This window comes from Agrococcus jejuensis, from assembly GCF_007679035.1.
In the GTDB taxonomy this organism is placed as follows: domain Bacteria; phylum Actinomycetota; class Actinomycetes; order Actinomycetales; family Microbacteriaceae; genus Agrococcus; species Agrococcus jejuensis_A.
In genome coordinates, this window is record NZ_VEFR01000006.1 from 1 (window position 1) to 25,877 (window position 25,877).

25 protein-coding genes are annotated in these 25,877 nt (G+C 71.1%); 12 read left to right on the top strand and 13 right to left on the bottom strand.

The features are described 5' to 3' along the window. Nucleotides 1-88: 88 nt before the first annotated feature. Nucleotides 89-1,279, bottom strand: coding sequence for a DUF3500 domain-containing protein (locus tag FS793_RS14765; RefSeq protein ID WP_260980198.1), 1,191 nt, complete (start codon nt 1,277-1,279; stop codon nt 89-91). 160 nt (nt 1,280-1,439) lie between these two features. Between FS793_RS14765 and FS793_RS14770 the strand changes: the two genes are divergently transcribed. The 5 genes from FS793_RS14770 to FS793_RS14790 all read left to right on the top strand — a co-directional run bounded on the left by FS793_RS14770 (nt 1,440) and on the right by FS793_RS14790 (nt 5,986). Further along, nucleotides 1,440-2,168 carry a response regulator transcription factor gene (locus FS793_RS14770; protein WP_260980199.1) on the top strand — a complete coding sequence of 243 codons (729 nt, stop codon included), beginning with the start codon at nt 1,440-1,442 and terminating at the stop codon, nt 2,166-2,168. Nucleotides 2,169-2,176: 8 nt separating this feature from the next. Further along, nucleotides 2,177-3,601, top strand: coding sequence for an ATP-binding protein (locus tag FS793_RS14775; RefSeq protein WP_144721713.1), 1,425 nt, complete (start codon nt 2,177-2,179; stop codon nt 3,599-3,601). 43 nt (nt 3,602-3,644) lie between these two features. Beyond that, nucleotides 3,645-3,998 (top strand): iron chaperone, encoded by a 354-nt coding sequence (locus FS793_RS14780; RefSeq protein WP_144721715.1) that lies wholly within the window; start codon nt 3,645-3,647, stop codon nt 3,996-3,998. A gap of 480 nt (nt 3,999-4,478) precedes the next feature. Beyond that, nucleotides 4,479-4,883, top strand: a complete 405-nt coding sequence (locus tag FS793_RS14785; RefSeq protein ID WP_144721717.1) for a hypothetical protein — start codon at nt 4,479-4,481, stop codon at nt 4,881-4,883. Between the two features lie 182 nt (nt 4,884-5,065). Beyond that, the gene (locus FS793_RS14790) at nt 5,066-5,986 is read left to right on the top strand and encodes a hypothetical protein (protein ID WP_144721719.1); all 921 of its coding nucleotides are present in this window, start codon (nt 5,066-5,068) and stop codon (nt 5,984-5,986) included. A 308-nt stretch (nt 5,987-6,294) separates the two neighbouring features. Here the strand turns inward: FS793_RS14790 and FS793_RS14795 are convergent, their stop codons facing one another. Genes FS793_RS14795 through FS793_RS14805 form a run of 3 tightly spaced genes read right to left on the bottom strand, consistent with a single transcriptional unit; the run spans nt 6,295 to nt 9,471 of the window. Continuing rightward, entirely contained in the window at nt 6,295-7,815 is a 1,521-nt protein-coding gene (locus FS793_RS14795) for a tripartite tricarboxylate transporter permease (protein ID WP_144721721.1), read from the bottom strand. A 1-nt stretch (nt 7,816) separates the two neighbouring features. Then, nucleotides 7,817-8,455, bottom strand: coding sequence for a tripartite tricarboxylate transporter TctB family protein (locus FS793_RS14800; RefSeq protein WP_144721724.1), 639 nt, complete (start codon nt 8,453-8,455; stop codon nt 7,817-7,819). Next, nucleotides 8,452-9,471, bottom strand: a complete 1,020-nt coding sequence (locus FS793_RS14805; protein ID WP_144721726.1) for a tripartite tricarboxylate transporter substrate binding protein — start codon at nt 9,469-9,471, stop codon at nt 8,452-8,454. Before FS793_RS14805 ends, FS793_RS14800 begins: the two co-directional genes overlap by 4 nt. Nucleotides 9,472-9,608: 137 nt before the next feature. Between FS793_RS14805 and FS793_RS16410 the strand changes: the two genes are divergently transcribed. Both FS793_RS16410 and FS793_RS16415 read left to right on the top strand, forming a co-directional pair. Continuing rightward, complete coding sequence (locus FS793_RS16410; protein WP_222123775.1) at nt 9,609-10,880, top strand: sensor histidine kinase; 1,272 nt, start codon at nt 9,609-9,611, stop codon at nt 10,878-10,880. Then, a complete protein-coding gene (locus FS793_RS16415; RefSeq protein WP_144721728.1) occupies nt 10,877-11,590 on the top strand; it encodes a response regulator in 714 nt (237 codons plus the stop codon). The genes FS793_RS16410 and FS793_RS16415 overlap by 4 nt, the downstream gene beginning before the upstream one ends. A 342-nt stretch (nt 11,591-11,932) precedes the next feature. Here the strand turns inward: FS793_RS16415 and rplI are convergent, their stop codons facing one another. From rplI to FS793_RS14850, 7 genes are all read right to left on the bottom strand, one after another. Beyond that, nucleotides 11,933-12,385, bottom strand: coding sequence for a 50S ribosomal protein L9 (gene rplI / locus FS793_RS14820; RefSeq protein ID WP_144721730.1), 453 nt, complete (start codon nt 12,383-12,385; stop codon nt 11,933-11,935). A 13-nt stretch (nt 12,386-12,398) separates the two neighbouring features. Further along, entirely contained in the window at nt 12,399-12,653 is a 255-nt protein-coding gene (gene rpsR / locus FS793_RS14825) for a 30S ribosomal protein S18 (RefSeq protein ID WP_092503972.1), read from the bottom strand. 34 nt (nt 12,654-12,687) lie between these two features. After that, nucleotides 12,688-13,236, bottom strand: a complete 549-nt coding sequence (locus tag FS793_RS14830; protein ID WP_144721732.1) for a single-stranded DNA-binding protein — start codon at nt 13,234-13,236, stop codon at nt 12,688-12,690. Further along, entirely contained in the window at nt 13,236-13,604 is a 369-nt protein-coding gene (rpsF, locus tag FS793_RS14835) for a 30S ribosomal protein S6 (RefSeq protein WP_144721734.1), read from the bottom strand. The genes FS793_RS14830 and rpsF overlap by 1 nt, the downstream gene beginning before the upstream one ends. A 143-nt stretch (nt 13,605-13,747) precedes the next feature. Further along, nucleotides 13,748-14,764 carry a hypothetical protein gene (locus FS793_RS14840; protein WP_144721736.1) on the bottom strand — a complete coding sequence of 339 codons (1,017 nt, stop codon included), beginning with the start codon at nt 14,762-14,764 and terminating at the stop codon, nt 13,748-13,750. Nucleotides 14,765-14,812: 48 nt separating this feature from the next. Next, nucleotides 14,813-15,853, bottom strand: a complete 1,041-nt coding sequence (locus FS793_RS14845) for a hypothetical protein (protein WP_144721738.1) — start codon at nt 15,851-15,853, stop codon at nt 14,813-14,815. A 129-nt stretch (nt 15,854-15,982) separates the two neighbouring features. Further along, entirely contained in the window at nt 15,983-17,443 is a 1,461-nt protein-coding gene (locus tag FS793_RS14850; protein ID WP_144721740.1) for a CCA tRNA nucleotidyltransferase, read from the bottom strand. Between the two features lie 73 nt (nt 17,444-17,516). On the opposite strand from FS793_RS14850, the gene FS793_RS14855 reads away from it, so the two are divergent. Genes FS793_RS14855 through trxA form a run of 5 tightly spaced genes read left to right on the top strand, consistent with a single transcriptional unit; the run spans nt 17,517 to nt 23,021 of the window. Continuing rightward, entirely contained in the window at nt 17,517-19,541 is a 2,025-nt protein-coding gene (locus tag FS793_RS14855) for a DUF6049 family protein (RefSeq protein ID WP_144721742.1), read from the top strand. Continuing rightward, nucleotides 19,538-21,301 (top strand): murein biosynthesis integral membrane protein MurJ, encoded by a 1,764-nt coding sequence (murJ, locus tag FS793_RS14860; RefSeq protein WP_144721744.1) that lies wholly within the window; start codon nt 19,538-19,540, stop codon nt 21,299-21,301. Before FS793_RS14855 ends, murJ begins: the two co-directional genes overlap by 4 nt. Before the next feature lie 18 nt (nt 21,302-21,319). Then, nucleotides 21,320-21,703: a hypothetical protein gene (locus FS793_RS14865; RefSeq protein WP_144721746.1), complete on the top strand. Its 384-nt coding sequence runs from the start codon at nt 21,320-21,322 to the stop codon at nt 21,701-21,703. A gap of 52 nt (nt 21,704-21,755) precedes the next feature. Then, nucleotides 21,756-22,694 carry a thioredoxin-disulfide reductase gene (trxB, locus tag FS793_RS14870; protein WP_144721748.1) on the top strand — a complete coding sequence of 313 codons (939 nt, stop codon included), beginning with the start codon at nt 21,756-21,758 and terminating at the stop codon, nt 22,692-22,694. A 15-nt stretch (nt 22,695-22,709) separates the two neighbouring features. After that, nucleotides 22,710-23,021 (top strand): thioredoxin, encoded by a 312-nt coding sequence (gene trxA / locus FS793_RS14875; RefSeq protein ID WP_144721750.1) that lies wholly within the window; start codon nt 22,710-22,712, stop codon nt 23,019-23,021. Between the two features lie 67 nt (nt 23,022-23,088). Here the strand turns inward: trxA and FS793_RS14880 are convergent, their stop codons facing one another. After that, the gene (locus FS793_RS14880; RefSeq protein ID WP_144721752.1) at nt 23,089-24,075 is read right to left on the bottom strand and encodes a ParB/RepB/Spo0J family partition protein; all 987 of its coding nucleotides are present in this window, start codon (nt 24,073-24,075) and stop codon (nt 23,089-23,091) included. Next, on the bottom strand, nt 24,072-24,914 hold the full coding sequence (locus FS793_RS14885) for a ParA family protein (protein ID WP_144721754.1): 843 nt from the start codon (nt 24,912-24,914) through the stop codon (nt 24,072-24,074). Before FS793_RS14885 ends, FS793_RS14880 begins: the two co-directional genes overlap by 4 nt. Between the last annotated feature and the right edge of the window lie 963 nt (nt 24,915-25,877).

A 25,877-nucleotide genomic window follows, 5' to 3' on the forward strand; every position in this document is an offset into this window, starting at 1 on the left:
AGCGGCGGTCGCGTGGTCTCGTGACGCGTGCTCGCTGCGCTCGCGCGCTCCTCGACCAGCTGGAGGGGAGGCGCCTCGACGAGCAGGGCTACGGCGCGCTCGGCCCGCCACCCATGCCGCCCGACGCCGCCTGCTGCGTCACGCTGCCCGCGTAGTCGTTCGTCGGGTCGCGGTAGATCGTGTGCACGTGGCCCCAGCCCGAGGTCGTCACGCCGTCGACGTCCGCGCCGGCCGAGCCCTGCTGCGCCTGGAACGCGACGTAGACGTTCGGCCCGGAGATCGAGAACGAGATGCCGTCGCCCTGGGTCATGTCGTACGTCGTCTCGCCCGACCACGCGATCACCGTGTCGTCGAGCGTCGCCTCGATCGCGGCGAGCGCATCCGCCGTCGTCTGCTCGTCGGCCATGCCGACCCAGTTCGCGAGCAGGTCGAGCAGCAGCGTGCGCTGCTCGTCGGTGAGGTCGGCGCCCGTGAGACCGGAACCGGTCTCGAACGCGCAGTCGTCGCCGGGTGCGCACATCGTGACGTCGCCTGACGTCAGCGTCGCCTGCTGCTCGGCCGTCAGGCTGTCGAAGAACGCGAACGCATCGGCGTAGATGCCGTCGAACGGATGCACCTCGGTGCCGTCGGCCGCGGCGTAGACCGCGGGCTGCACGCCCAGGTGGGTGGGCGCGAAGGTGATCGCATCGGTGGAGGCGTCGAGCGTCGCGTTGATGCCGAGGTGGTGGCCGCCGAACTGCACCTCGTACGCCGAGCCGCTCGACGCGTCGCCGAAGAGCGCGATGAAGTACTGGCCCAGCGACGTCTCGGTGCTCGAGCTGTTCGCCAGCAGGTACTCGTCGCCGCCCATGATGCCCGTGACGGTCGCGTACGCCTCGTCGCTCAGCAGCGCCTCGAGCACGCCCATCGCCGCGGCCCGCTGCTCCTCGGTGAGGTCGCTGAGGTTGAGGCCGGCGCGCTCGACGAACGTCACGGGGAAGTTCGACCACGAGGTCGTCTTCGTCTCGTCGTCGTAGTCGTGCAGCACTGTCTCGCGCTGCTCGTCGGTGAGCGTCGCGAGGAACGCCTCCACCGCCGCCGACGTGTCGGCGATCGTCTCGGCCGTCGTCGTCGCACCCGTCGTGCTCGCGTCGGTCGTCGTGGTCGTCGTCTCGCTCGAGCCCGTCGCGCTCGTGCTCGTGGTCGCGGCGACCTGCGCCGTCGAGCATCCCGCGAGCACGAGGCCCGCCACCAGCATCGAGGAGGCCACCCAGGCCGTTCGTCGAATCCGCTGCATCATGTCCGCATCTCCATGGTCTCGTCTGCTCCGGGACATCTCCGGGTCGTCTGCGACCAGTGCAACGGCCGCACATTCACGGATGACAAGAGCCCGATTCGGAGTCCATTCGGAAGGGCCGGATGGCGTGGTGCGCACGCGCGCCGCGCGTCAGACTGGCGACGTGACCGATCCCACGACGCCCCCGCAGCGCCTCACCCGCGCCGACGGGTCCCCCATCCGCGCCCTCGTCGTCGACGACGAGCCGAACCTCGCCGACCTGCTGCGCATGGCGCTGGGCACCGAGGGATGGGATGCGCGCGTCGCGTCGAACGGGCAGGAGGCGCTCAACGTCGTGCGCGAGCTCGAGCCCGACGTCGTCGTGCTCGACTGGATGATGCCGGGCCTCGACGGCATGGAGGTGCTGCGACGCCTGCGCGACGGCGGCAACGACGTGCCCGTGCTGTTCCTCACGGCCAAGGACGGCGTCGACGACCGCATCGCCGGCATCACGGCAGGCAGCGACGACTACGTCACGAAGCCGTTCGACCTGCGCGAGGTCGTCGCACGCCTGCGCGGCATGGTGAAGCGACGGGTGGGCGAGCCCGAGCACGACTCGGTGCTTCGTGTCGGCGACCTCACGCTCGACGAGGAGACGTACGAGGTGGCGCGTGCCGGCGAGGCCATCCGCCTCACGGCGAAGGAGTTCGAGCTGCTGCGCTACCTCATGCGCAACCAGCGCCGCGTGCTCACGCGGGCGCAGATCCTCGAGAACGTGTGGTCGTACGACTTCGGCGGTCGCTCGGGCGTCGTCGAGATCTACATCTCGTACCTGCGCAAGAAGCTCGACGCCGTGGGCGACCCGCTCATCCACACCGTGCGGTCGGTGGGCTACACGATCAAGCCGGCGTGAGGCGCGGCATGCTGCGCTCGTGGACGCTGCGGCGCCGGCTCGTCGTGGGCGTCGCGCTGCTCGCGCTCGTCGCGTTCGTCGTCGCCGGCATCGGCACGGTGCTCGCGCTGCGGGCGTCGCTGCTCGAGCGGCTCGACGAGGACGTGCGGATGGGGGTCGAGCTCGCCGGTGGGCCGGGGCAGCAGGGCCCGGCGCAGGGACCGGGCCAGGGCCCCGAGCAGCGCATCGGCACGCTGCAGCTCGTGGTCGATGCCAGCGGCACCCCCACGAGTGCGACGTACGTCGCCGACGACGGCACGACGTCGTCGCTCACGCAGACCCAGATCGAGCGGCTGCTCGCCGTCGCACCCGACGCCGATCCCGTGACGGTCGACCTCGGCGGCACGCTCGGCAGCATGCGCGTCGCGGCCGCCGAGCAGGGCGGTGCGACGATCGTCGCCGGCCAGTCGATGGACGATCTCGACGCGACCAGCGGCGCGCTCGTGGGCATCCTCGTCGCCGTCATGGGCGGCACGCTCGTGCTGCTCGCCCTCGCGATCGGCTGGCTCGTGCGCCGCTCGCTGCAGCCGCTCGAGCGCGTCGCCGCCACCGCCGAGCGCGTCGCGGCGCGCCCGCTCGCCGAGGGCGTCGTGTCGGTGCCCGAGCGCGCCGACGTCGACGAGGACCCGCGCACCGAGGTCGGCCGCGTCGGCGCCTCGCTCGACCGGCTGCTCGATCACGTCGAGACGTCGCTCGTCGCGCGGCACGCGAGCGAGGAGCGGCTGCGCAGGTTCGTCGCGGATGCGAGCCATGAGCTGCGCACGCCGCTCGCGTCGGTGCGCGGGTACGCGCAGCTCGCTCGTGCGGAGGATGCGCCGCGCACGCCCACGCAGGAGCGCGCGCTCGACCGCATCGAGTCGGAGGCGTCGCGCATGGGCGTGCTCGTCGACGACCTGCTGCTGCTCGCCCGGCTCGACGCCGGCCAGTCGCTGCGCGTCGAGCCCGTCGACCTGCCGCTGCTCGTCGTCGACGCGGTCGGCGATGCGCACGCGGTCGACCCCGAGCATGCATGGCTCGTCGACGTCGGCGACCCCGTGCAGGTGCACGGCGACGAGGCGAGGCTGCGGCAGGTGCTCGCGAACCTGCTCGCGAACGCCCGCATCCACACGCCCGCCGGCACGACGGTGCGGACGTCGATCGTCGTCGAGGGCGCGGATGCGGTCGTGACGGTCGTCGACGACGGACCGGGCATCGACCCCGCGCTGCTGCCTCGCCTGTTCGACCGCTTCGCACGCGGCGACGACGCTCGCACGCGCACCGAGGGGTCGACGGGGCTCGGACTGTCGATCTCGCGGGCGATCGTCGAGGCGCACGGCGGCACGCTCACGGTCGAGAGCGTGCCGGGTCGCACGGCGTTCGCGCTGCGCCTGCCGGTCGTCGTCGAGGTCGGCTGAGCCGACCCTGGACCGCGTTGCGGTCGCGTGCCACGCTCGGTCCATGAGCGCAGCCGACGTCGACGCGTACATCGCGGGCTTCCCGCCCGAGATCGCCGAGCGCCTCACGCGCGTGCGCGAGGCGCTGCTGCGGGCCGTGCCGGGTGCCGACGAGGTGATCCGCTACGACATCGCCGCCGTGATGCTCGGCGGCAGGTACGCCATCCACTACGCCGGCTGGCGCCAGCACGTGGGCCTCTATCCCGTGCCCGTGCTCGACGACGACCTCGAGGAGGAGGTCGCGCCGCTGCGCTCCGGCAAGGACTCGGTCGTGCTGAAGCACCGCGTGCCGCTGCCCGTCGATCTCGTGGAGCGGGTGGCGACGGCGATCGTGGCGCTGCGGGCGGCGGCGTCGTAGCGCCGCCATCCCGCCGGCGGCACGCCGTTGCGCGCCGCCAGATGGACACGATCGCGCGAGCCTGAGGCACTGAACAGTTGCGGGACCGGCATCGTGTTTATGAGAGCAGGCGGAGGGCCGGACCATGGACTGCGAGGACGGCGCGGTCCCGGGGTCGATTTCTCCAGCCGCGTCCCCGCGCTCGCGTCGCGGACGGTTAACGCAGCCAAGTTCCCGCGAACCCAGCGAGGGCAGAAAACTGTGCGGAGAACTGTGCACAACACTGTGCACAACACCGACGACAGCTTTGCGAACGATGTCGGTGGTGCAGCTTACGATCCGTCGGTTCTATCCAACCCCAGTGCTGCTGTTGGAAGTTCGTGAGGTCTCTCGCTAGAGACCGTCAAGAGCGGAAACATCGGTTGCCAGCGTTAGACACGTTGGAAATGTCGTAGAGCGTGTATAGTTGAGTGAGGAACGAGAATCGGACAGGAGGTCACGATGGGATTCGAGGTCTTCGACAAGCGCATGGCGCCGCTCGCAAAGGCGCCGAGCATCACAATCCAGAAGAAGGGCATCTTCTCCATCAACCGTGCCGCTCACAAGTTGATCGGTGAGCCCGAGACGGTCGAGCTTCTGTTCGACAAGGACGCGAAGATCATCGCGATGAAGCCGTCAAGCGAGTCGCACGCCTACAACATCCGTCCGCAGGCATCGTCGAGCGAGAACGGCCAGATGATCCTCTCGGCTTCGGCGTTCACCCAGTTCTACGACGTGGACACCGAGGTGAGCCGACGCTACAAGCCCTATGAGCAGGACGGCATGCTCTGCATCGACCTGCGAGGACCGAGCGTCGCGGTGAAGGGAAACCGCACCAAGCAGAAGGATCCTGCTGACGACAGCTGAAAAGACTCTGGCCTGGAACCGCCTAGCGGCCCCAGGCCAGTCCCGGCCCAAGGGCGCGGAGGTGACTTTGGACGAGTCCACCCCAGCGTATCGGGTCCGGTGGCGCCGCTACCGAATCTCCTTGGGCCTTGCAAAAGCGAAGACGCCCGTCTTCCGCAACCCAAGAAGAAACGAGCCGGCACATGTCGACCATCACCGAACACTTCAACATCCCGGGCCCCGTGCCCTTCATCGACCTCGACGTCGCGATCGACAACCGCCTGTTCGTCGACCCGCACGCCGTGCGACTCATGAAGACGCCCAAGCCCTACGCCGACGATGCGGTCCACTGCATTGACACCTTCCTCACCGAGATCGTGCGCTGCATCACCAGTGGCAACCCTGCTGACCTCCGTCGCGGAGAAGACCTCCTGCAGCACTTCAAGGAGCCGTGGGAGACCCGCATGGGCATGTCCAAGCGCGGCTTCCGTGGTCACGGCGGTGCCGAGGACATCGGATCGGCCATCTGGAAGGCGCTGACGGAGGATCTGATCGCCCTGGTTCACGTGGGCATTCTGAGGCAGCTCGACGAACTGCCGATGTTCGTGGAGGGAGTCGACCGCGACATCACCTCGGACCTCACCACCCGTCTCATGTTCGAGCCGCTGGGGCGGTTCACCGAGGCGATGGTGCGCCAGTACCCCGAGTTCACCACCAACGGGAACGGCACCAAGCGAGTGACCCGCCCTGTCTGGAACCCGACCACCGCCGACTGGGACGAGGCAACGTTCGACCTGCCGAGCGCTGACGGTCGACCGCTGCTGCTCGTGCCGAACGGATGGGCACGACCCACGCTCCTGATGTCGGCGACCCGCTTCTACGAGAAGACGATTCTCGACTTCGCCCAGATCGAGCGCGCCGTGCGGGCGAGCAACGGCACCCTCATCAAGACCCCCAAGGAGCTGCTGGGGAAGCAGAAGGGTCTCGGTCCCGGTCGCAGCACCAACATCCGTCTCACGCTGCAGGCACTCACCCAGGACGAGAACCTCGTCGCCTACTTCAAGGCCTTCGTCGACGCGAAGTTCGACCGACCCGACGACGACGACGACCTCGTCGCCGCCTGAGTAATCAGAGGCTCGCACCCCCGGGGTGCGAGCCTCTGTCGTCTCCGCCGCCTACGAACGCTCTACGGCGCCTACCGAATGTGCAGCCGGCACGAGTTGCGTTCTCTCCGCGGTCACAGGTCAGACCGACGCCAACGATGGCGGCGACCTGAACGCCGAAGCTGCGGATCATTCCCGCGAAGACTTGCCACAGAGGTGAGCGCAGCGAGCCTCGAAAGGAGCACCACAGTCTTCGGTGGGACCGTTCGAGGCTCGCTGCTCTCGCACCTCAACGAGTGGGTCATGGGTGTCGAGCGGTCGCGGCTCCCCTACGCGTCCACCAGCTCCCGCCTCCGGGCCTTCCGCGCCACGACCTTGCTGCGCACCGTGATCGCCAGCACGATCGCCAGCACCGCGTAGAGCACTATCGGGATCGGACCCGACACGAGCACCGAGAAGTCGCCGTCGGCGCTCAGCGCCGCGTCGCGCAGGCTCGTCTCGGCGAGCGGGCCGAGCACCATGCCGATGATGAGCGGCGCGAGCGGCACGTCGAGCGCCCGCATGAGGAAGCCGACGATGCCGATGCCGAGCAGCATGAGCAGGTCGAACACCGAGCCGCTCGTGGCGTAGATGCCGAGGCCGCAGAACACCGCGATGCCCGCGTAGAGGTACGCGCGGGGGATGCGCAGCAGCCTCGCCCACACCATCGCGAACGGCAGGTTGATGATGAGCAGCACCACCATGGCGATGAAGAACGACGCGAGCAGCGCCCACACGAGGTCGGGTGCACGGTCGAACAGCAGCGGGCCCGGCTGCAGGCCGTACTGGCGGAACGCGGCGAGCATGATCGCGGCGGTCGCCGAGATCGGCAGGCCGAGCGACAGCAGCGCGCCCATCGCCATGCCCGTCGTCGAGTTGCCGGCTGCCTCGGGTGCGGCGAGGCCTCGGATGGCGCCCTTGCCGAACTGCGGATCCTTGCGCCGCGCATCCAGCCGCTTCTCGAGGCCGTAGGCGAGGAACGTGGGGATCTCGGAGCCGCCGGCGGGCACGACGCCGAACGGCAGGCCGATCGCGGTGCCGCGCAGCCATGCGGGCGCCGCCTCGCGCAGCTCGCGCTTCGACAGCCACGGTCGACCCTTGGGGCGCACGATCTTGCCGTCCTTGAGGTGACGGGCGAGGCACGCGACGTAGATCACCTCGCCGAGCGCGAGGATCGCGACCGTCACCGTGACGAGCGAGATGCCGTCGAACAGCTCGGGCACGCCCATCGTGAAGCGCGGGGCGCCCGAGATGCCGTCGACGCCGATCACCGCGATGCCGAGGCCGAGGCACAGCGAGCCGAGGCCCTTGAGCGCGTCGTCGGTCACGACCGACGACGTCGTCACGAAAGCGAACAGCGCCAGGGCGAAGAACTCGGCCGGCCCGAAGCTCGACGAGAACGATGCGAGCGCCGGGGCGAGGAACACGACGAGGATCGACGCGATCATGCCGCCGACGAACGCTCCGATCGCGGCGGTCGCGAGCGCCTGCGCCGCACGCCCGTTGAGCGCCATCTTGTGGCCCTCGAACGTCGACGCGATCGCCGACGCCTGCCCAGGCGTGTTCATGAGGATGCCCATGGTCGAGTCGCCGAACAGACCGCCGAAGTAGACGCCGGCGAACATGATGAACGCCGCCGTCGGGTCGAGCGAGAACGTGACGGGCAGCAGCAGCGCCACCGCCATCGACGAGCCCAGGCCCGGCAGCACGCCGACGGCGGTGCCGAGGAGGCAGCCGACGACGACCCACAGCAGGTTGCCGGGCGTCAGCGCGCCGGCGAACCCGTCGGCGAGGAGTGCGAGCACGTCCATGTCAGAACCCCCATCCGACGATGCCCGAGGGCAGCGACAGCTCGAGCAGCATGTCGAAGGCGATGTAGCTGATCGACGACACGGTGAGCCCGATCACGAGCGGGCGCAGCCAGCCGGCGGCGCCGAGGCCCTTGGCGACGCCGAGGAACAGCAGACCGGCGCCGACGATCCAGCCCAGCACGTTCAGCAGCAGCGCGAACGCCGCGAACGACAGCACGACCCACGCCATCGATCGCCAGTCGACGCGCACGGCGCGCTGCGGCACCGCGACCTCGAGCTCGTCGACCTCGGCGCCCGTGGCGTCGAGCACGGCGACGGACGCGGTGGTGGGCGCATCCTCGTTCGTGGCGGTCCGGGCGCCGGCGCGCTGCTGACGCACGAATCGCACGACGAGCAGCCCCGCGAGCAGCAGCAGCGCCGCGGCGATGAGGCCGGGGAAGAACTCCGGCCCGGGGAACGACGTGCCCGCCGGCACCTCCATCGTCACGATGCCGACGATGAGGTAGATCGCGAACGCCGCGAGCAGCACCGGCACGGTGAGCTCCTTCGCGACCTCGGCGATGCGGCGGGTGTCGGCGCGGATCGACAGCCGCTGGCCGACGACGGCCGACGACGACGTGGGATTGCTCGGATGCATCATCGGCCCAGCTCCTCGTAGAGCGACTCGATGCGCTCGCGTTCGTCGACGAGGAACGCGTCGAGCTCGTCGCCCGTGATGATGCGCTCCGTCCAGTGGTACCGCTCCATCGCCTCGGCCCACTCGGGGGTCTCGAGGGTCTCGAGCACGATGTCGGTGAGCTGCTGCGTCTGCGCGTCGTCGAGCCCGCCGGGGGCTGCGACCATGCGCCAGTTCGTGAGCGTGACGTCGTAGCCCTGCTCGACTGCCGTGGGGATGTCGATGCCGTCGACGGGCTCGGCCGCGACGAGCGCGAGGGCGCGCAGGCGGCCCGACTCGATCTGGTCGATGTTGTCGGGGTAGCCGCCCGCTGCCGCTGCAGCGGTGCCGTTCAGCAGGGCCTGGATGGCCTCGCCGCCGCCGTCGGAGGGGATGTAGTTCGTGTCGGTCGGCTCGAGCCCCGCCGACACGGCGAGGTCGGTGACGACGAGCTGGTCGAACGAGCCGCCGCCCGTCCAGGGCACGGATCCGGGGTTCTCGCCCCACGCCGCGACGAGGTCGTCGAGCGTCTCGTACGGCGAGTCGGCGGGCACGACGATGACGTCGTACTCCTCGACCGTGACGGCCAGCGGCGTGATGTCGTCGTGCGTGACGGCCGAGCCGTACTGGATCTCGGCGGCGAGCAGGCCCGTGCCGCCGACGAGCAGCGTGTCCGCCTGCCCCTCGAGGCGCGCGACGTTGCCCATCGCGATCGTGCCGCCCGCGCCGGGCATGTTCACGACCTGCACCGAGTTCACGATGCCGTTGGCGCGCTGCGCCTGCTGCATCGCGCGGGCGACGCCGTCCCAGCCGCCGCCCGCCGCGGCGGGCGCGACGATCGTGACCGAGGTCGTGGGGTCGCCGCCTGCTGCGGCCGACGTGACGGAGCCGTAGGCGGCGACGCCGATGGCCGCCACGGCGACGGCGGCGCCGACGATGCGGGCGATCGGGCGACGCCCGCGCGGCTGCTCGCCCGGCGTCGTCGCTGGCTGGTCTGACATTGCTCGCTCCCTCCTGCGCACATCGTCGTGGCGCAGGTCGAGAAGTACGATGGCAGCCACCGCGTGGGCGCCTGGGCTCCGCGCGAATTTGTGCTCATTGACGCTCACGGCGTCGTCGACTCGAGAGGTGCGCCACGGTGACGAGGCCGCGAGCCGCCCGACTGGGTCGCATCGCCGTGCTCGCGCTGCCGAGCGTCATCGTCCTCGCCGCGACGGGCATCACGACGGGCGTCGCCGCCGCGGTGCAGGAGCAGAGCATCCGCGCGGGCGTCGCCGAGCAGGTGCACGGCGTCGCGTCGAGCCTCGCCGACCTGCCCGAGGTGCAGGATGCGGTCGCGTCGGTGCTCGCCGCCGGCACCGACGGCGACCTCGCCGATGCCGTCGACCTGGCAGACGCGACGGCGGCGCTGCAGCCGATCGCTTCGCTCGTCGAGGACGCGTCGGGCGTCTCGTACGTCGTGGTGACCGACGACGAGGGCGTGCGCATCACGCATCCCGACCCCGACGAGCGCGGCGAGCTCGTGGAGACCACGACGACGCAGGTGCTCGAGGGCCAGGAGTTCGTCGGCACCGAGACGGGACCGTCGGGGCCCACGTTGCGCGCGAAGGTGCCGATCGTCGACGCATCCGGCGAGGTCATCGGCATGGTCGCGGTCGGCGTGCTCGAGTCGACCATCGCGGCCGACCGCGAGCGAGCGCTCGGCGGGCTGCTGCCCTGGAGCATCGGGGCGCTGCTCGTCGCGACGCTCGCGAGCGTGACGCTGTCGGTCGCGATCGCCCGCAGGCTGCGACGTGCGGATGCCGTCGACGCCGAGAGCACGCAGATGCGACGCACCACGGATGCGCTGCGCGAGCAGGCGCACGAGTTCGGCACGCGGCTGCACGTCGTGCGCGGCCTCGTGGCGCAGGATCAGGGCGACGACGCCGTCGCCTACATCGATGCCGTCGCACCCGGGCTCGGTCGCACGCCGGGCGAGCCTCCGCGGCGCGGCGCCGTGGCGATGGCGACGCTCGAGGCGGTGCGGGGCGAGCTCGACGCGCACGGCACGTCGCTCGAGCTGCACGTCGACGAGCAGGTCGCGCTCGACGACGACGTGCTGCTCGTGCTGGCGAACCTCTGCCGCAACGCCGCCGAGGCCGGCGCGACGATCGTGCGCTGCACGCTCGACGCGCACGACGGCGTCATGACGATGATGGTCGAGGACGATGGCCCCGGCGTCGACCCCGGCGACGCGCATCGCATCTTCGCCCGCGGGTGGTCGACGCGCTCCGACGCTTCCGGCGTCGGGAGGGGCGTCGGCCTCGACGTCGTGCGGCGCACGGTCGCGGATCGCGGCGGCTCCGTCGTCGTCGGGCGCTCGGCGCTCGGCGGCGCACGCTTCGACGTCGACATGGCGGTGCCGTCGTGAGCGGCGGCATCCGCGTGCTCGTCGTCGACGACGACGCGGGCGCTCGCGCGCTCCATGCCCGATGGGTGTCGGCGACCGACGGGTTCACGGTCGTCGGCTCGGCAGCGTCGGGCCGCGCGGCGCTAGGGTTCGTCGAGCACGGCGTCGACCTCGTGCTGCTCGACATGCGCCTGCCAGACATCAGCGGCATCGAGGTGCTGCACCGCATGCGCATCGCCGGCGCGACCGGCACCGACGTGCTCGTCGTCAGCTCGTCGCGCGACCAGGTCACCGTGCGGCAGGCGCTCGCCGCCCAGGTCGTCGGCTACCTCATCAAGCCGTTCGACCGCGAGGTGCTGCGGGATCGGCTGCTCGCGTACGCGGCCGAGCGACAGGAGCGGGACGCGACCGATCGCGACGTGCCGCTGGCGCAGGGCGAGGTGGATCGGCTGCTCACCACGGGATCGCTGCGCACCGTCGGGCCCGCGGCCGCAGCGCCCGCGCCGCTGCCGAAGGGGCTCAGCGCGGTCACGCTGGACCGCGTGCTCGAGGCGCTCGGACCGGTGACGCCCGTGTCGGTCGACGAGGTCGCCGCCTCGGCGGGCGTCTCGCGCGCCACCGCTCGGCGCTACCTCGACCACCTCGTCGCGGTCGGCGCCATCGACCTCGCGCACCGCTACGGCCGCCGCGGTCGCCCGCAGGTGCTCTACCGGCTGGCGCCGGCGCACTGACCGCCCCGACGTCGATGGTGGGATCCCTTCGAGGCTCGCTTCGCTCGCACCTCACGGATCGGTCCATGAGCACCAACCGTCGGGGGCGCTGGCCGCACCAGCTGGTCGAGGAGCGCGCGAGCCCCTTGGGCGAGCCCGCGTCACGAGACCACGCGACCGCGGCTCCTGCCCAGCTACGCGCATGGTCGCGTCGGGCAGGCACGTCACGAGGTCTCGTGACGCGGAGGCGCTGCGCGCCTGCGCTCCTCGACCAGCTGCTGGGACCGTCCCCGAAGGCCCCCGGACGAACGACGAGGGCCGCACCCCCATCCGGGAGTGCGGCCCTCGTTCGTGGGTCGCTGCCTACTTGGCTGCGACGACCTCGATGGTGATGTTCGCGATGAGCTCGTCACGCAGGCGCGCGGTGGCCTGGTGCTTGCCCGTCGACTTGATCGCCGTCGGGATCGTGATGACGCGCTTGTCGAGCGAGCCGAGGCCCTGCGACGAGACGGCATCCGCGATGTCCTGCGTCTGCACCGAGCCGAAGAGACGGCCCTCCTTGCCGGCCTTGACCGACACGCGGAGCGGGTTGGCCTCGAGCTTCAGCTTGAGGTCCTGCGCCTCCTCGATCGTGGCGTGCTCGCGCGCTGCGCGGGCTGCCTTGATCTGCTCGACCTGCTTCTCGCCACCGCGGGTCCACGGCGTCGCGAAGCCCTGCGGCACGAGGTAGTTGCGGGCGTACCCGTTCTTCACCTCGACGACGTCGCCGGCGATGCCGAGGCCCGAGACCTCGTTCGTGAGAATGACCTTCGCCATGTCAGATCCTTCCTCAGCGCCCGGCGCCGGAGTACGGCAGGAGCGCCATCTCGCGGGCGTTCTTGATCGCCTTCGCGATGAGACGCTGCTCCTGCACCGATGCACCGGTGATGCGACGGGCACGGATCTTGCCGCGCTCCGAGATGAACTTCTTCAGCGTCGCGACGTCCTTCCAGTCGATGACGCCGACGGTGATTGCCTTCGCCGGTGCGACCGGCTTCCCGCCCTTGGGTCCACGACCCCGGCGGCCCTGCGGCTTTCCAGCCATAGTGCTTCCTGCTCTCTTGTCTTGCTAGACGGCCCTAGAAGGGCGTCTCGTCGTTGTAGGAGGTGCCCGGGGCGCCCCAGACGTCGCCGCCCTGCGTCGCGCCCTGGTTGCCGCCCGACTGCTGGCCTGCGGGCTGACCCCACGGCTCGTCGGCGACTGCGCCCTGGCCCTGCTGACCGCCGCCGAACTGGCCGCGGCCACCACCACCGCCGCCGCCACCCTGCGAACGGGTGACCTGCGCGGTCGCGTAGCGGAGGCTCGGGCCGATCTCGTCGACCTCCAGCTCGATGACGGTGCGCTTCTCGCCCTGCTGCGTCTCGAACGAGCGCTGCTTCAGGCGGCCCTGCGCGATGACGCGGCTGCCCTTCGTCAGGCTCTGCGAGACGTGCTCGGCGAACTCGCGCCACACCGACGCGCGGAGGAACAGCGCCTCGCCGTCCTTCCACTCGTTCGCCTGACGGTCGAACGTGCGGGGCGTGGATGCGATCGTGAAGTTGGCGACTGCGAGACCGTTCTGCGTGTAGCGCAGCTCGGGGTCGGCGGTGAGGTTGCCGACGACCGTGATGATCGTCTCGCCGGCCATCAGGCTGCCTCGGTCGCCTTCGCTGCTGCGCGTGCGGCCTTGGCCTCGTCCTTCGCGGCCTTGACGGCGCGCTGGGCGATGACCTCGTCACGACGGAGCACCTTGGTGCGGATGACGGCCTCGGACAGGTTCAGCTGTCGGTCGAGCTCGCTCGTGGCCTCGGGGGTCGCGACGAAGTCCACGACGGCGTAGATGCCCTCGGTCTTCTTGTCGATCTCGTATGCGAAACGACGGCGGCCCCAGATGTCCACGTTCTCGATCTCGCCCTCTGCGGTGCGGATGACACCGAGGAACTTGTCAAGCGACGGGGCGACGGTGCGCTCGTCGAGGGCCGGGTCGAGGATGACCATCAGCTCGTAGGGATGCATGCTTCACCCACCTCCTTCGGACTCGAACGGCTGCAGACGATCTGCAGCAGGAGGGTATGCATGGTGCCCGGCGTGGCCGGACAACCTGGCAAGACTACCGGATGCGCGGCGTGTCGCGCCACACGCGGGCGATCGCGACGCGATCACCGTCCTGGCAGGCCCGCGATCGCTCGGTGCAGCGCGTCGCCGAACGCCCGCGGGAGTCCCGTCGCGGCGACGACCGGCTCGGCGTCGACCGCGGGGCGGTCCGCGTCGAGCAGCGCCTGCACGCGGGCGGCACCCGCCTCGTCGAGGCCGAGCGCGAGCGCGACGTCGGGCGGGAGCGGAGTCTCGGGCCGCGTCCACGTGCGTCGCTGGGCTGCGAGACACGCCTCGAGCGCATCGCCGGTGAGCGGCGTCGACGAGGGGTCGAGGATGCCGACGTCGGTCGAGAGCCAGCTCATGATCCAGAGGGGCTGCTGCTGCGACAGCAGTCGTCGACGCCGGTGGAGGCTGAGGTCGATGCGGTCGTCGTCCACCGAGAGCGTGACGAGCGGACGCGTCCGCAGCTGGTCGGCCAGCTCGACCTCGCCGGCGTAGGAGAGGCCGACGCGACCATCGGCCTCCACGACCTGCGATCCCAGTCCTCTGGCCTCCAGCTCTCGGCGCAGCGATCGGGCCGTGCGTGCATCGCCGGCCGAGACGAGCAGGCGACCCGCCGCCACCGCCTCCATCGACATGAGTCGACGATCGAACGCCTCGAACGGGGCGTCGCCCAACGGCGACGCGAGCCAGGGCTCCGACATGCCATCGACGTATGCGGACACCGTCGCCTGCACCGCGATCGCGAGTCGGCTCGTCAACCTCTGCAGGTCGAGGCCCGGCACGGGTCCGCCGCCGCTCGCGACGAGTGCGCGACGATCGCCGGCGAGGGAGAGCGACCCCGAGACGAGCCCGTGCCATTCGTTCGTCAGGTTTGGCCGGACGAGGCCGAGCAACCCCTCCGACCGGAAGGCATCGAGCACTCGTGCTCGGTGCGCCGCGGCGATGCCCCGCTCGTCGCCGTGGGACTCCACCTCGCCGAGGTAGACGTTCCAGAACGCGAGCGGACCGTCGGCCGAGCGGAGCCGCAGCTCGGTGCCGTCCATGGTGGAGGCGGCGATCGGATCGTTCGACGGCATGCTCGGAGCATAGGGGTGAGCGATGCTCACCCTGCCGAGCGGCGCGGGCTACCCGTCGGTCGGGTCGTACCAGCTCACCGTGACGGCGGGCTCCTCGTCGACGGCGTCGACGACGGACCACGACGCCTGCACCGGGAAGTCGACGGACGAGCTCGCCCCGCCGCTCGGGTAGGTCGCGCGGACGACCGCCGACACCTCGACCGCCCACGCGTCGCCCGCAGGCTGCTCCACGGTCGACGACTCGACCGTCCACACGACGCCCTCGTACGCGTCGGCATCGGACGCCGTCTGGATGCCGAGGGTCTGCACGATCGCGTAGTCGAGACCGAGCAGCAGGGTGCCGCACCGCAGGTTCACGGAGACGCCCGCGTCGACGCAGTCGGCGAGCGCGGCGAGCGACTCGTTCTCGACCAACGTCGCCAGCGCATCCGTCGGCGTCACCGGCACCTCGACGGCGACGTCGCGGTCGCCGACGATGACGACCTCGAACCCCTCGGCGGCGGTCACGCTGCCGGCCGAGGGCTCCACGGCGTAGACGCCGGGAAGGAGATGCAGCTCGCCGGTGCGGGACGGCCCCAGGCCCAGCCTCTGGCCTGCGACGACGGCATCGACGCTCACGAGCACGTCGCCGCCGGTCTCCTCGAGAGCAACGTCGACCTGCCGCTCGAGCGAGTCGTCGAGCGACCATCGCGGCTCCGAGCCGCCGACCTGGGTCACCGTCAGCTCCGTCTCGACCGACTCGCCAGCGAGGACGTAGGTCACGGCGTACGTCTCGCGCCGCGGTGCCTCCTCCTCGCTCCGGACGCTCTCGGTCGACACCGTCACGTCGGTGATGCGCTCGGCGTCGTCGAGGGAGCCCACGGGCACGTCGTACCCGGACGTCAGCGCATTCGCGGTCTCGACGTCGCCGTCGCGGATCGCCTCGACGTACTCCACGACCGCGGCCCGCGGGTCCGGGCCGGTCGTCTCGAAGGCGACCGCGCCCACGACGATGAGCCCGACGAGCGCGACGCCGCCGACGAGCGTGAGCGCGAGTCGGCGCGTCGACAGCTGGCGCGCTGGGGCCGCGGATGCTGCGGGATCGGACACGGGCGCTCCTCGCTCGAGACGCCGAGCGATCGCACCGCTCGGTGCCCTCAGTGTCGCCGTCGGATGCGCCGGGCGCACCCGGCCGACGTCCAGGAGGGCAGAAGTGCCCTTGCGGCCCGCGCCGCGACGTCAGTCGGCGGGGCGCGCCGCCCACCACTCGCGCAGCATCGTCTCGGCGCGCTCGGGCTCGAGCGGGCCGTGCTCGATGCGGGCGTCGAGCAGCATCCGATACGCCTCGCCGACGGCGCGCGACGGACCGATGCCGAGGATGGCCATGATCTGCTCGCCGTCGAGGTCGGGCCGCATGGCGTCGAGCTGCTCCTGCTCGGCGAGCTCGGCGATGCGGTGCTCGAGGTCGTCGTACGCGAAGTCGAGGCGCTCGGCCTTGCGACGGTTGCGGGTCGTCACGTCGGAGCGCGTGAGGATGTGCAGACGCTCCAGCAGCGGGCCCGCGTCGCGGACGTAGCGGCGCACCGCGGCATCCGTCCACGACGCATCCATGTAGCCGTAGAAGCGCAGATGCAGCTCGACGAGGCGCGCGACCGCCTTCACGGTGTCGTTGTCGAACCGCAGCGCCTTGAGCCGCTTCGCCGCGAGGCGGGAGCCGATGACGTCGTGGTTGTAGAAGGTCACCGCATTGCCCTCGACGCGGCGCGTCGCCGGCTTGCCGATGTCGTGCAGCAGGCCCGCGAGGCGCGAGACGACGTCGGGCGCGGCACCGGGGTTGCGCGTCGACTCGAGCGCGATGCCCTGCAGCAGCACCGTGAGCGAGTGCTCGTACACGTCCTTGTGGTGCGCGTGCTCGTCGACCTCCAGGCGCAGCGCCGGCACCTCGGGCAGCACGTGGTCGAGGATGCCCGAGTCGGTCAGCAGGCGCAGGCCGCCCGTCGGGTCGGGCGTCGACAGCAGCTTCACGAGCTCGTCGCGCACGCGCTCCGCCGAGATGTTGAGGATGGTCGCGGCGGCATCGGCCATCGCGGCGCGCACGCGGTCGGCCACGTGGAACCCCAGCTGCGCCTCGAAGCGCGCGGCCCGGAGCATGCGCAGCGGATCGTCGCGGAACGACACCTCCGGCGCCTGCGGGGTGTCGATCGTGCGAGCGAGCAGATGCTCGAGGCCGCCGCCGACGTCGACCAGACGCGGCGGGATGCGCTCGACGCCCGCATCCGCGCGCGCCACGAGCTGGAGCGCCATCGCGTTGACCGTGAAGTCCCGGCGCACGAGGTCGTCGGCCAGCTCGTCGCCGAACGTCACCTCCGGCTTGCGCGTCACGCCGTCGTACACGTCGGCGCGGTACGTCGTCACCTCGACGGTCTGACCGTCGATGCGGCAGGCGATCGTGCCGAACTCGCGACCCACGTCCCACTGCGCATCCGACAGCGGCCGCACGATGGCCAGGATGTCGTCGGCGCGGGCATCCGTCGTGTAGTCGAGGTCGGTCGTCGCGCGACCCAGCAGGGCGTCGCGCACCGGCCCGCCGACGAGCGACAGCTCGAACCCGGCCGCCGCGAACGCGTCGGCGAGCACCGCCGTCGGTCCGGAACCCGCCACCTGCTGCAGGCGTGCGGTCGCCTCGGCCATGCTCGTCACGGTCAGCAATCCTGCCAGGGCTCGCAGGGAGCGCGTCACGGGCGCGCAGCCGCGCGCTCGTAGACTGTCGGTCATGCTCGCGGCGGGTGGGCGCGTGCGGCGCGCACTGGCGATCACGATCGCCACGATCGGCGCGCTCGGCACCCTTGCCCTCGCGCCAGCCGCGGCGACCGCTGCAGCCGATCCCGATCCGGCCGTCGCCGCCGTCGATCCCGTGCTGTCGGCGGGACAGGACCTCGTCGTGCGCGTGAGCGTCGGCACCGACGCGGAGACCGACCTCGGCGTCGACGTGCTCGTGGGATCGCGCGCCGTCGCGACGCGGTCGGCGCTGACGCAGTGGATCGATGGCGAGGGATCCCCCGCGCTCACGGGCGTCGCGACCGCGACGATCCCCGCAGGCTCGTCGAGCGTCGACGTCACGGTGCCCGCGGCGGAGCTGCCCTGGTCGTCGGCCACGAGCGGCGCGATGCTGCTCGCCGCCGACGTCGACGGGATCGACGACCGCATCCGCTCGCTCGTCACGCTCGACCTGCCCGACGGCGGACCCACGGGCATCGCGCTCACGATGCAGACGACGACGCCCGAGACCGACACGGGGCTCCTGACCGCCGACGAGCTCGAGGCCGCCGTCAGCGACGGCGGCACGCTCGCGCAGCAGCTCGACGTCGGCAGGGCGGGCGCCGCGCTCGGCATCGACCCCATCGTGCCCGCGAGCATCGCAGCGCTCGGCGAGGACGCCCCCGACGAGGCCGTCGCATGGCTCGAGGCCGCGACGGCGCTGCCCCAGACCTTCGCGCTGCCGTACGGCGGCGCCGACCCCGTGGCGATCGCGCGCGCGGGCGTCGCCGTGCCCGGCCTCGAGGGCATCCCCGGCCCCGACGGCGCCCTGCTGCCCGACACGCTCGCCGAGGTGCCCACGTCGATCGCGCCCATCGTCGACGCGACGCAGTCGTCGTTCGGCGCGACGCTGCTCGGCGAGCTCGGCGCGGCCTCGACCGTCGTCGTCGACACCGACGACCTCGACGAGACGCTCGACAGCCGCACGCCCGGCGCGCACGCCGTCATCGGCGGCGTCTCGGTGCTCGCCGCCGACGCCGAGCTGCAGCGCCTCGTGCGCGACGCCGTCACGGCAGGCGGCGTCGCGTCCTCCGATGGCATCGCACGCACCCTCGCGCTCCTGGCGACCATCACCCGCGAGGCCCCGTCGCTGCAGCGCACCCTGGTCGCAGCGCTGCCCGTCGACGCCGATCCCGCCGCTGCGCGCGCGCTGCAGGATGCGATCGGATCGGTCGACTGGCTGCAGCAGTCGGGCGTCGCCTCGGCGCTCGCCGAGCCGGCGCGCACCGCCGAGCTCGTCGCGTCGGAGGCGACCCAGGCGGAGCGCGACGCCGCAGCCCGCATCGCGTCGCTCGTCGGCACCGCGACCGCCGCCGAGGCCATCGCGACCACGCTCGAGGACCCGGCCGCCCTCGTGGCGCCCGTGCGCCTCCAGCTCCGCGCCGCGATCGCGGCGACCTCCCGTGCCGACGATGCCGACGCCGTCGCCAGGTTCGCCGAGCTCGTCGCCCCGCTGCGCTCGCCCGTCACGATCGTCGAGGGTGGCGAGACCGCCCTCCTCGGCAGCCCCACCGAGCTGCAGGTCACCCTCGACAACGCCCTCGACGTCGACGTCACCGTGCAGCTCACGGCACGCACCGGCACCAACGCGGTCTCGCTGCCCGACGAGCCCATCGAGATCGTCGTGCCGGCGGCGGGCCGCGTGCGCGTGCCGATGCCCGTCGACGTCGTCGCCGCAGGCAGCGGCGTCGTGCGCCTCGACGTCTCGACGCCCGCAGGGGTCTCGCTCGACACCGCCGTGCTGCGCATCAACGCGCAACCGGCGTTCGAGACGATCCTGCTCGTCATCGTCTGCCTCGCCGCAGCGCTGCTGCTCGGCTTCGGCATCCTGCGCTCCGTGCGCAATCGTCGCGCGGGCACGTCGCGCGGCGACATCGACCCCCGCACCGAGCAGATCGCCGTCGCCGACGCGCGCGACGCCGCTGCCGCACGCCGAGCGAGCGTGCAGCGACCCCCGGACGACCCAGGAGCACGTGGATGACCGACCGCACGCCTCAGGGGCCCGCGAACGATCCGCAGGAGGCCGCGGCAGCGGCGCCCGCGGGAGCCCCTGCCGCAGCGGCATCCGTGGCCCCCGGTCAGCCGAAGGCCGCGAGCGTGCAGCGCTCGAGCGCCATCCTCGCCGCCGGCACGCTGGTGTCGCGCGTGCTGGGATTCGTGAAGGCCGGTCTGCTCGCCGTCGTCATCGGCAACACGGGCTCGCAGGCTGCTGCAGCGTTCGGACTCGCCAACCAGCTGCCCAACAACGTGTACATCCTCGTCGCCGGCGGCGTCATGTCCGCCGTGCTCGTGCCTGCGATCGTCAAGGCGAGCCTCGGCGACGACGGTGGCCAGGCGTTCGTGCGCAAGCTGCTCACGCTCGGCGGCACGATCTTCCTGCTGCTCGCGCTCATCGCGACCGTCGCGGCGCCCGTCCTCGTGAACCTCTACGCGTCGAGCGGCGACGACGGGCGCGGATTCACCGCCGAGCAGATGGGGCTGGCGGTCGCGCTCGCGTACTGGTGCCTGCCGCAGATCTTCTTCTACGCCCTGTACACGTTGCTGGGCGAGATCTTCAACGCGCGAGGGCAGTTCGGCCCCTACACGTGGGCACCCGTCGTCAACAACGTCGTCTCGATCGCCGGCCTCGTGCTCGTGCTGCTGCTGGTCGGCAACCGCACGATCGACCCGGCCGCGTGGACGCCCGATCGCGTCGCACTGCTCGGCGGCGTCACGACCGCCGGCGTCGCGGTGCAGGCCCTCGTGCTCGTGCTGCTCTTCCGCCGCACCGGCATGACCTTCAAGCTGGACTTCGGGTGGCGCGGCGTCGGACTGCGTGCGACGGGTCAGCGCGCCGGATGGCTGTTCGGAGTCGTGATCATCGGCCAGATCAAGGGCCTCGTGCAGTCGCGCGTCGTCACGCTCGCCGATCCCGACGGCGCGAACCTGTTCACGATGCAGAACGCCTGGTTCGTGTTCTCGCTCCCCCACTCCGTCATCGCCGTGTCCATCGCCATCGCCTACTTCACGCGCATGTCGCATCACGCGTCGCGCGGCGACCTCGCCGGGATCCGGTCCGACGTCAGCGGCGCCCTGCGCGGCGTGGGCATGCTCACGACCATCAGCGCCATCGTGCTCGCCGTCGTCGCCGTGCCCTTCTGGCGCTACTTCGACGAGTCGTTCGGGGAGATGCTGCAGTCGTCCTTCGTGCTGTGGGCGATGCTCATCGGGCTCGTGGCCTTCAGCGCCGAGTACGTGCTGCAGCGCGTGTACTTCGCGCTCGAGGACACGCGTACGCCCTTCCTGTACGCGCTGTTCGGCATGCTCGTGACGTTCGCGCTGCTGTGGGCGTGCACGCTGCTGCCGGGCATGTGGATCGTCGCGGGCGCATCGCTGGCCGTCACGATCGCGAACCTCGTCTCGTGCTCCGTGTGGATCTGGCTCGTGCGCCGCAAGATCGGCGCGTTCGGCTTCCGCCTCGTCGCCAAGCGGCACGTGCAGTACCTCGCGTACGCCGTCGTCGCGGCCATCCCCGGCGTCCTCATCGTCTGGGGTCTCGGCGGCTTCCGTGACGGGGGTTGGGCGTCCGCAGCCACGGCACCCGCGCTCATCGCCTCCACGCTCGCGGGCGGCGCGATGGCCGTCGTGTACTTCGGCCTGCTCTTCCTCACGAAGAACCCCGACTTCCGGTCGACGCTCGACATGGTGCTGGCACGCTTCACAGGGCGCGGTCGTAGCGTGGGTGGAGCAGCCAAGGACTGAAGACCGTCAGGAGCCGCCATGCCGCATCCGCTCGCCAGGCTCGTCGCGCCCGTCATCGTGGGCGTCGCCGCCGGCATCGGCGCGGTCGTCGCGCAGTCGGTGCTCGTGCGACGCGCGCCCGCGCAGCCGTCGCTCGGGGCGCCCGAGCGGCCTCTGCCGTTCCAGGGCTGGTGGTCGTCCGACGCCTCCTCCCCCATGGCCTACGCGCACCCTGCCGTGCTGTTCGTGGACGGCGCCACGCGCACGGTCGTCGACTCGTGGGATCGCCGCACGCGAACGCGCGTGCCGAACCCTCGGGTCGTCGGCTCCGAACACCTGTCGATCGGTGGCATCTCGGTGCTCGACGCGACCACCGGCGACGTGCTCCAGACCCTGCCCGTGGAGGGAATGGCGCGGGGCTAGCATCGGTTGACGAGCAGTGAGCGCCATCGCGGCGCGAGAGCGAAAGGCACCCGTGCACGACGTCATCATCATCGGATCCGGCCCCGCCGGATACACCGCGGCGATCTACGCCGCTCGCGCGAACCTGGCACCCATCGTGCTCGCGTCGAGCGTCGAGGCGGGCGGCGACCTCATGACGACGACCGAGGTCGACAACTTCCCCGGCTTCCCCGAGGGCGTCATGGGACCCGACCTCATGTTCAACATGCAGCAGCAGGCCGAGCGCTTCGGCGCCGACGTTCGGCTGGAGGACGTGACGGAGCTCGAGCTCGACGGTCCCGTGAAGCGCGTGCACGTCGGCGCAGAGGTCCTCGAGGCCCGCACCGTGATCTTCGCCACCGGCTCGGCGTACCGTCGTCTGGGCCTGCCCGGCGAGGACCGCCTCTCGGGCCACGGCGTCTCGTGGTGCGCCACGTGCGACGGCTTCTTCTTCAAGGAGAAGCACCTCGTCGTCGTCGGCGGCGGCGACTCGGCGATGGAGGAGGCGACCTTCCTCACGAAGTTCGCCGCGACCGTGACGATCGTGCACCGCTCCGAGACGTTCCGCGCGAGCGCCGCCATGCTCGACCGTGCGCAGGCCGACCCGAAGATCTCGTTCGTCACGAACGCCATCGTCGAGGACATCCTGGGCGAGTCGGCCGTCGAGGGCGTGCGTCTGCGCGACGCCGTCACGGGCGAGACCCGCGAGCTGCCGGTCGACGGCGTGTTCGTGGCGATCGGCTCCGACCCGCGCACGCACCTCGTGCACGGCAAGCTCGACATCACGGCCGACGGCACCATCGCCGTCGCAGGCCGTTCGTCCCTGACGAGCGTGCCCGGCGTCTTCGCCGCCGGCGACGTCATCGACCCCACCTACCGACAGGCCATCACGGCCGCCGGCTCGGGCACCGTCGCGGCGCTCGATGCCCAGCACTACCTGGCCGAGACGCCCGCAGCGGCCGTCTCCGCCTGACAGGAGGAAACCATCATGAAGAACGTCACCACCGACTCGTTCCAGGCCGATGTGCTCGACGCCGACAAGGCGATCCTCGTCGACTTCTGGGCGGAGTGGTGCGGCCCGTGCCGCGCCGTCGGCCCCATCCTCGAGCAGATCGATGGCGAGACCGAGAAGCTCGACGTCGTGAAGGTCAACGTCGACGAGAACCCCGACCTCGCGATGCGCTACGGCATCACCTCCATCCCCGCGATGAAGGTGTTCGTCGGCGGCGAGGTCAAGAAGGAGCTCATCGGCGCCAAGCCGAAGGCCGCCCTCGAGGCGGACCTCGCAGCCTTCCTCTGATCGTCACGCGCCCTCGGGCGCACGAAGGGCCCCGGCATCGCGCCGGGGCCCTTCGTCGTGGTGCTGGCTACTCGGAGAGGCTGACGGCGTCGCCGAAGGGCGGCTCGCCGAGCTCGGAGAGGATGCGGTTGAGGTCGGCGACCGTCGCGAAGTCGACGACGATCTGCCCCTTCGTGCGCCCGAGGCTCACGCGCACGCGCGTGTCGAGTCGGTCGGTGAGGCGCTCGGCGACCTCGTCGAGGCCGCGCTGCACGCCACCGCGCTGCGGCGTGCGCCGCGTCGTCGTCACCTGCGCGACGCTCGCCGCATGCTCTGCTGCACGAACTGACAATTCCTCATTGACGATGCGGTCTGCGAGGCGCAGCATGGCGTCCTCCGCCTCGACCGAGAGGATCGCGCGGGCGTGACCGGCACTGAGCACACCCGAGGCGACGCGGGTCTGGATGGGCTCGGGCAGACGGAGGAGGCGGATGGTGTTCGAGATCTGCGGCCGGCTCCGCCCGATGCGCTTCGAGAGCTCGTCCTGCGTGATCGAGAAGTCGGCCATGAGCTGCTGGTATGCCGACGCCTCCTCGAGCGGGTTCAGGTCGGCGCGGTGCAGGTTCTCGAGCAGCGCGTCGCGCAGCATCGCGTCGTCGGGCGTGTCCTTGATGAGCGCAGGGACGGAGTCCTTGCCCGCGCGTCGCGATGCTCGCCAGCGGCGCTCACCCATGATGAGCTCGAACTTGTCGGTCTCACCGGGCATCGGGCGGACGACGATGGGCTGGAGCACGCCGAACTCGCGGATGGAGTGCTCGAGCTCGGTGAGGTCGTCCTCGTCGAAGACGTCGCGCGGCTGCACGTGGTTCGGCACGATCGCGTCGAGCGGCAGCTGCGCGAGGCGAGCACCAGGCACGCTCGCGAGCTCGGCACCGTCGGTGGCTCGCGCGGCGGGGAAGAACACGTCGACCGGTCGATCCTTGGCCGGCGATGCTGTGGCGGCCCTGTCGGGCTCTGCCGGTGCCGTGGGGATGAGGGCGCCGATGCCTCGGCCGAGCCCGGTCCGCTTGCTCATGCGGCTCCTCGCTGTGCGATCTCCGCAGCCGCCTCGCGGTAGGCGAGCGCGCCGGGAGAGTTGGGGTCGTAGGCCAGCACTGTCTGCCCGAAGCCCGGGGCCTCCGAGATCCTGACGGTCCTGGGGATGATCGTCTGCAGCGCCACGTCGCCGAAGTGCGCACGCACCTCGTCGACGACCTGCTTCGACAGCAACGTGCGGCCGTCGTACATCGTGAGCAGCACCGTCGACAGCGACAGCGCCGGGTTGAGGTGCTGCGTGATGCGCTGGATGGTGTCGAGCAGCTGGGTCACGCCCTCGAGCGCGTAGTACTCGCACTGGATGGGGAGCAGCACCTCGGTCGCGGCCGCGAAGGCGTTGATGGTGAGCAGCCCGAGCGACGGCGGGCAGTCGATGAACACGTAGTGCACCGGCTCGTCCTGCGTGGCGAGGTACCGCTCGAGAGCCTCGCGAAGGCGGAACTCGCGACGCTCGAGGGGCGCGAGCTCGAGGTCGGCGCCGGCGAGGTGGATCGTGGAGGGGACTCCCGACAGCGCGTCGGAGTCCTGGCTGGGCTGCACGGCGTCCGCGAGCGGGACCTCGTCGACGAGCACGTCGTAGGTGCTGACGATGTCCGCGTGATGCGGGATGCCGAGCGCGGTCGACGCGTTGCCCTGGGGGTCGAGGTCGATGACCATCGCCCGCGCGCCCGCGCGCACGAGCGAGGCGGCGAGGTTGACGGCAGACGTCGTCTTGCCGACGCCGCCCTTCTGGTTCACGACCGCGATGACGCGCGTCGTGGTGGGAAGGGGATGCGCCGCGTTCGCGAGTGCAGTCCGTCGCTTCGCGAGATCAGCCATCTCCCGTGCGATCGGTGTGGTGTCGAATCGACCCGTCGTCTGCACTGGAACCCCGTCCTCTCCCGGTCGTGTTTCACGTGAAACATCACGCGTTCGTCCGTTGTCCCCCTGCCATCTTGCGGCATGGATGAGCGATGCGCCAACTCCGTCGGCGAGTCTGTGCACAGGGCGTCCTGTGGAGACCTGTGGACAACTGGCGCCGGTCACCAGGAAGCACTCAGCGGCCCCGGAGCGCGCGGGCGAAGCCCCTTCTGCCGCGCCACGACTGGGCAGTCGCCGCACCTGAGACCTGTGGGGCCGGCGCGCGTGCACGTCGCGCCACCTCAGTTGTCCACAGCTTTCCACAGGTCGCCCGAGCGGGAGCCACGGCAGTACTCCACAGGATCGTCCCCCTGTGACACCCACCGACGCCCAGCGCGGCGAGCCCAGACGCCGTGATCTCGACGCTGCGGCGCTGCGGCGATCGACGGTCTGCGCGAGCGGATCTGCGATGACTCCGCGACCCGGCTCTGCGCACTGGGTGCTCGACGTCAGGGTAAGTCGCGACGCCTCGCTGGCAGCAACCGTCGCCCCCTGGCTGCCTCGACTGTCTTGGCCTGCTGTCGTTCGTGATCCTCCCTTGCAGGAGGCAGCGACGAACGCGTCGATGTTCCACGTGAAACATCACTGCCGTGCTTGAGAGGCGCGAACGACCTCGACGTCGGGGCGTGACCGTCGCGATCGGCAATGTTTCACGTGGAACATCATCCACCTCGCAGAAGTGTCACCGCCTGCCGCGGCTGCTGCAGGTCACGAGAGTCATCCGCAGCCGATCTTCGCGAGACCGGTGTCGCGCCGCCGCGAGGACTCGAAGCGACCGCCATCGGGCGCTCGATGAACGAGCAGCGTCCCACACGACGAGTGGCTCGTGCTCGGCGAGCCTCCCAGTCAGGCGGACTCGCCTGAGACGCCATGGTCAGCCGA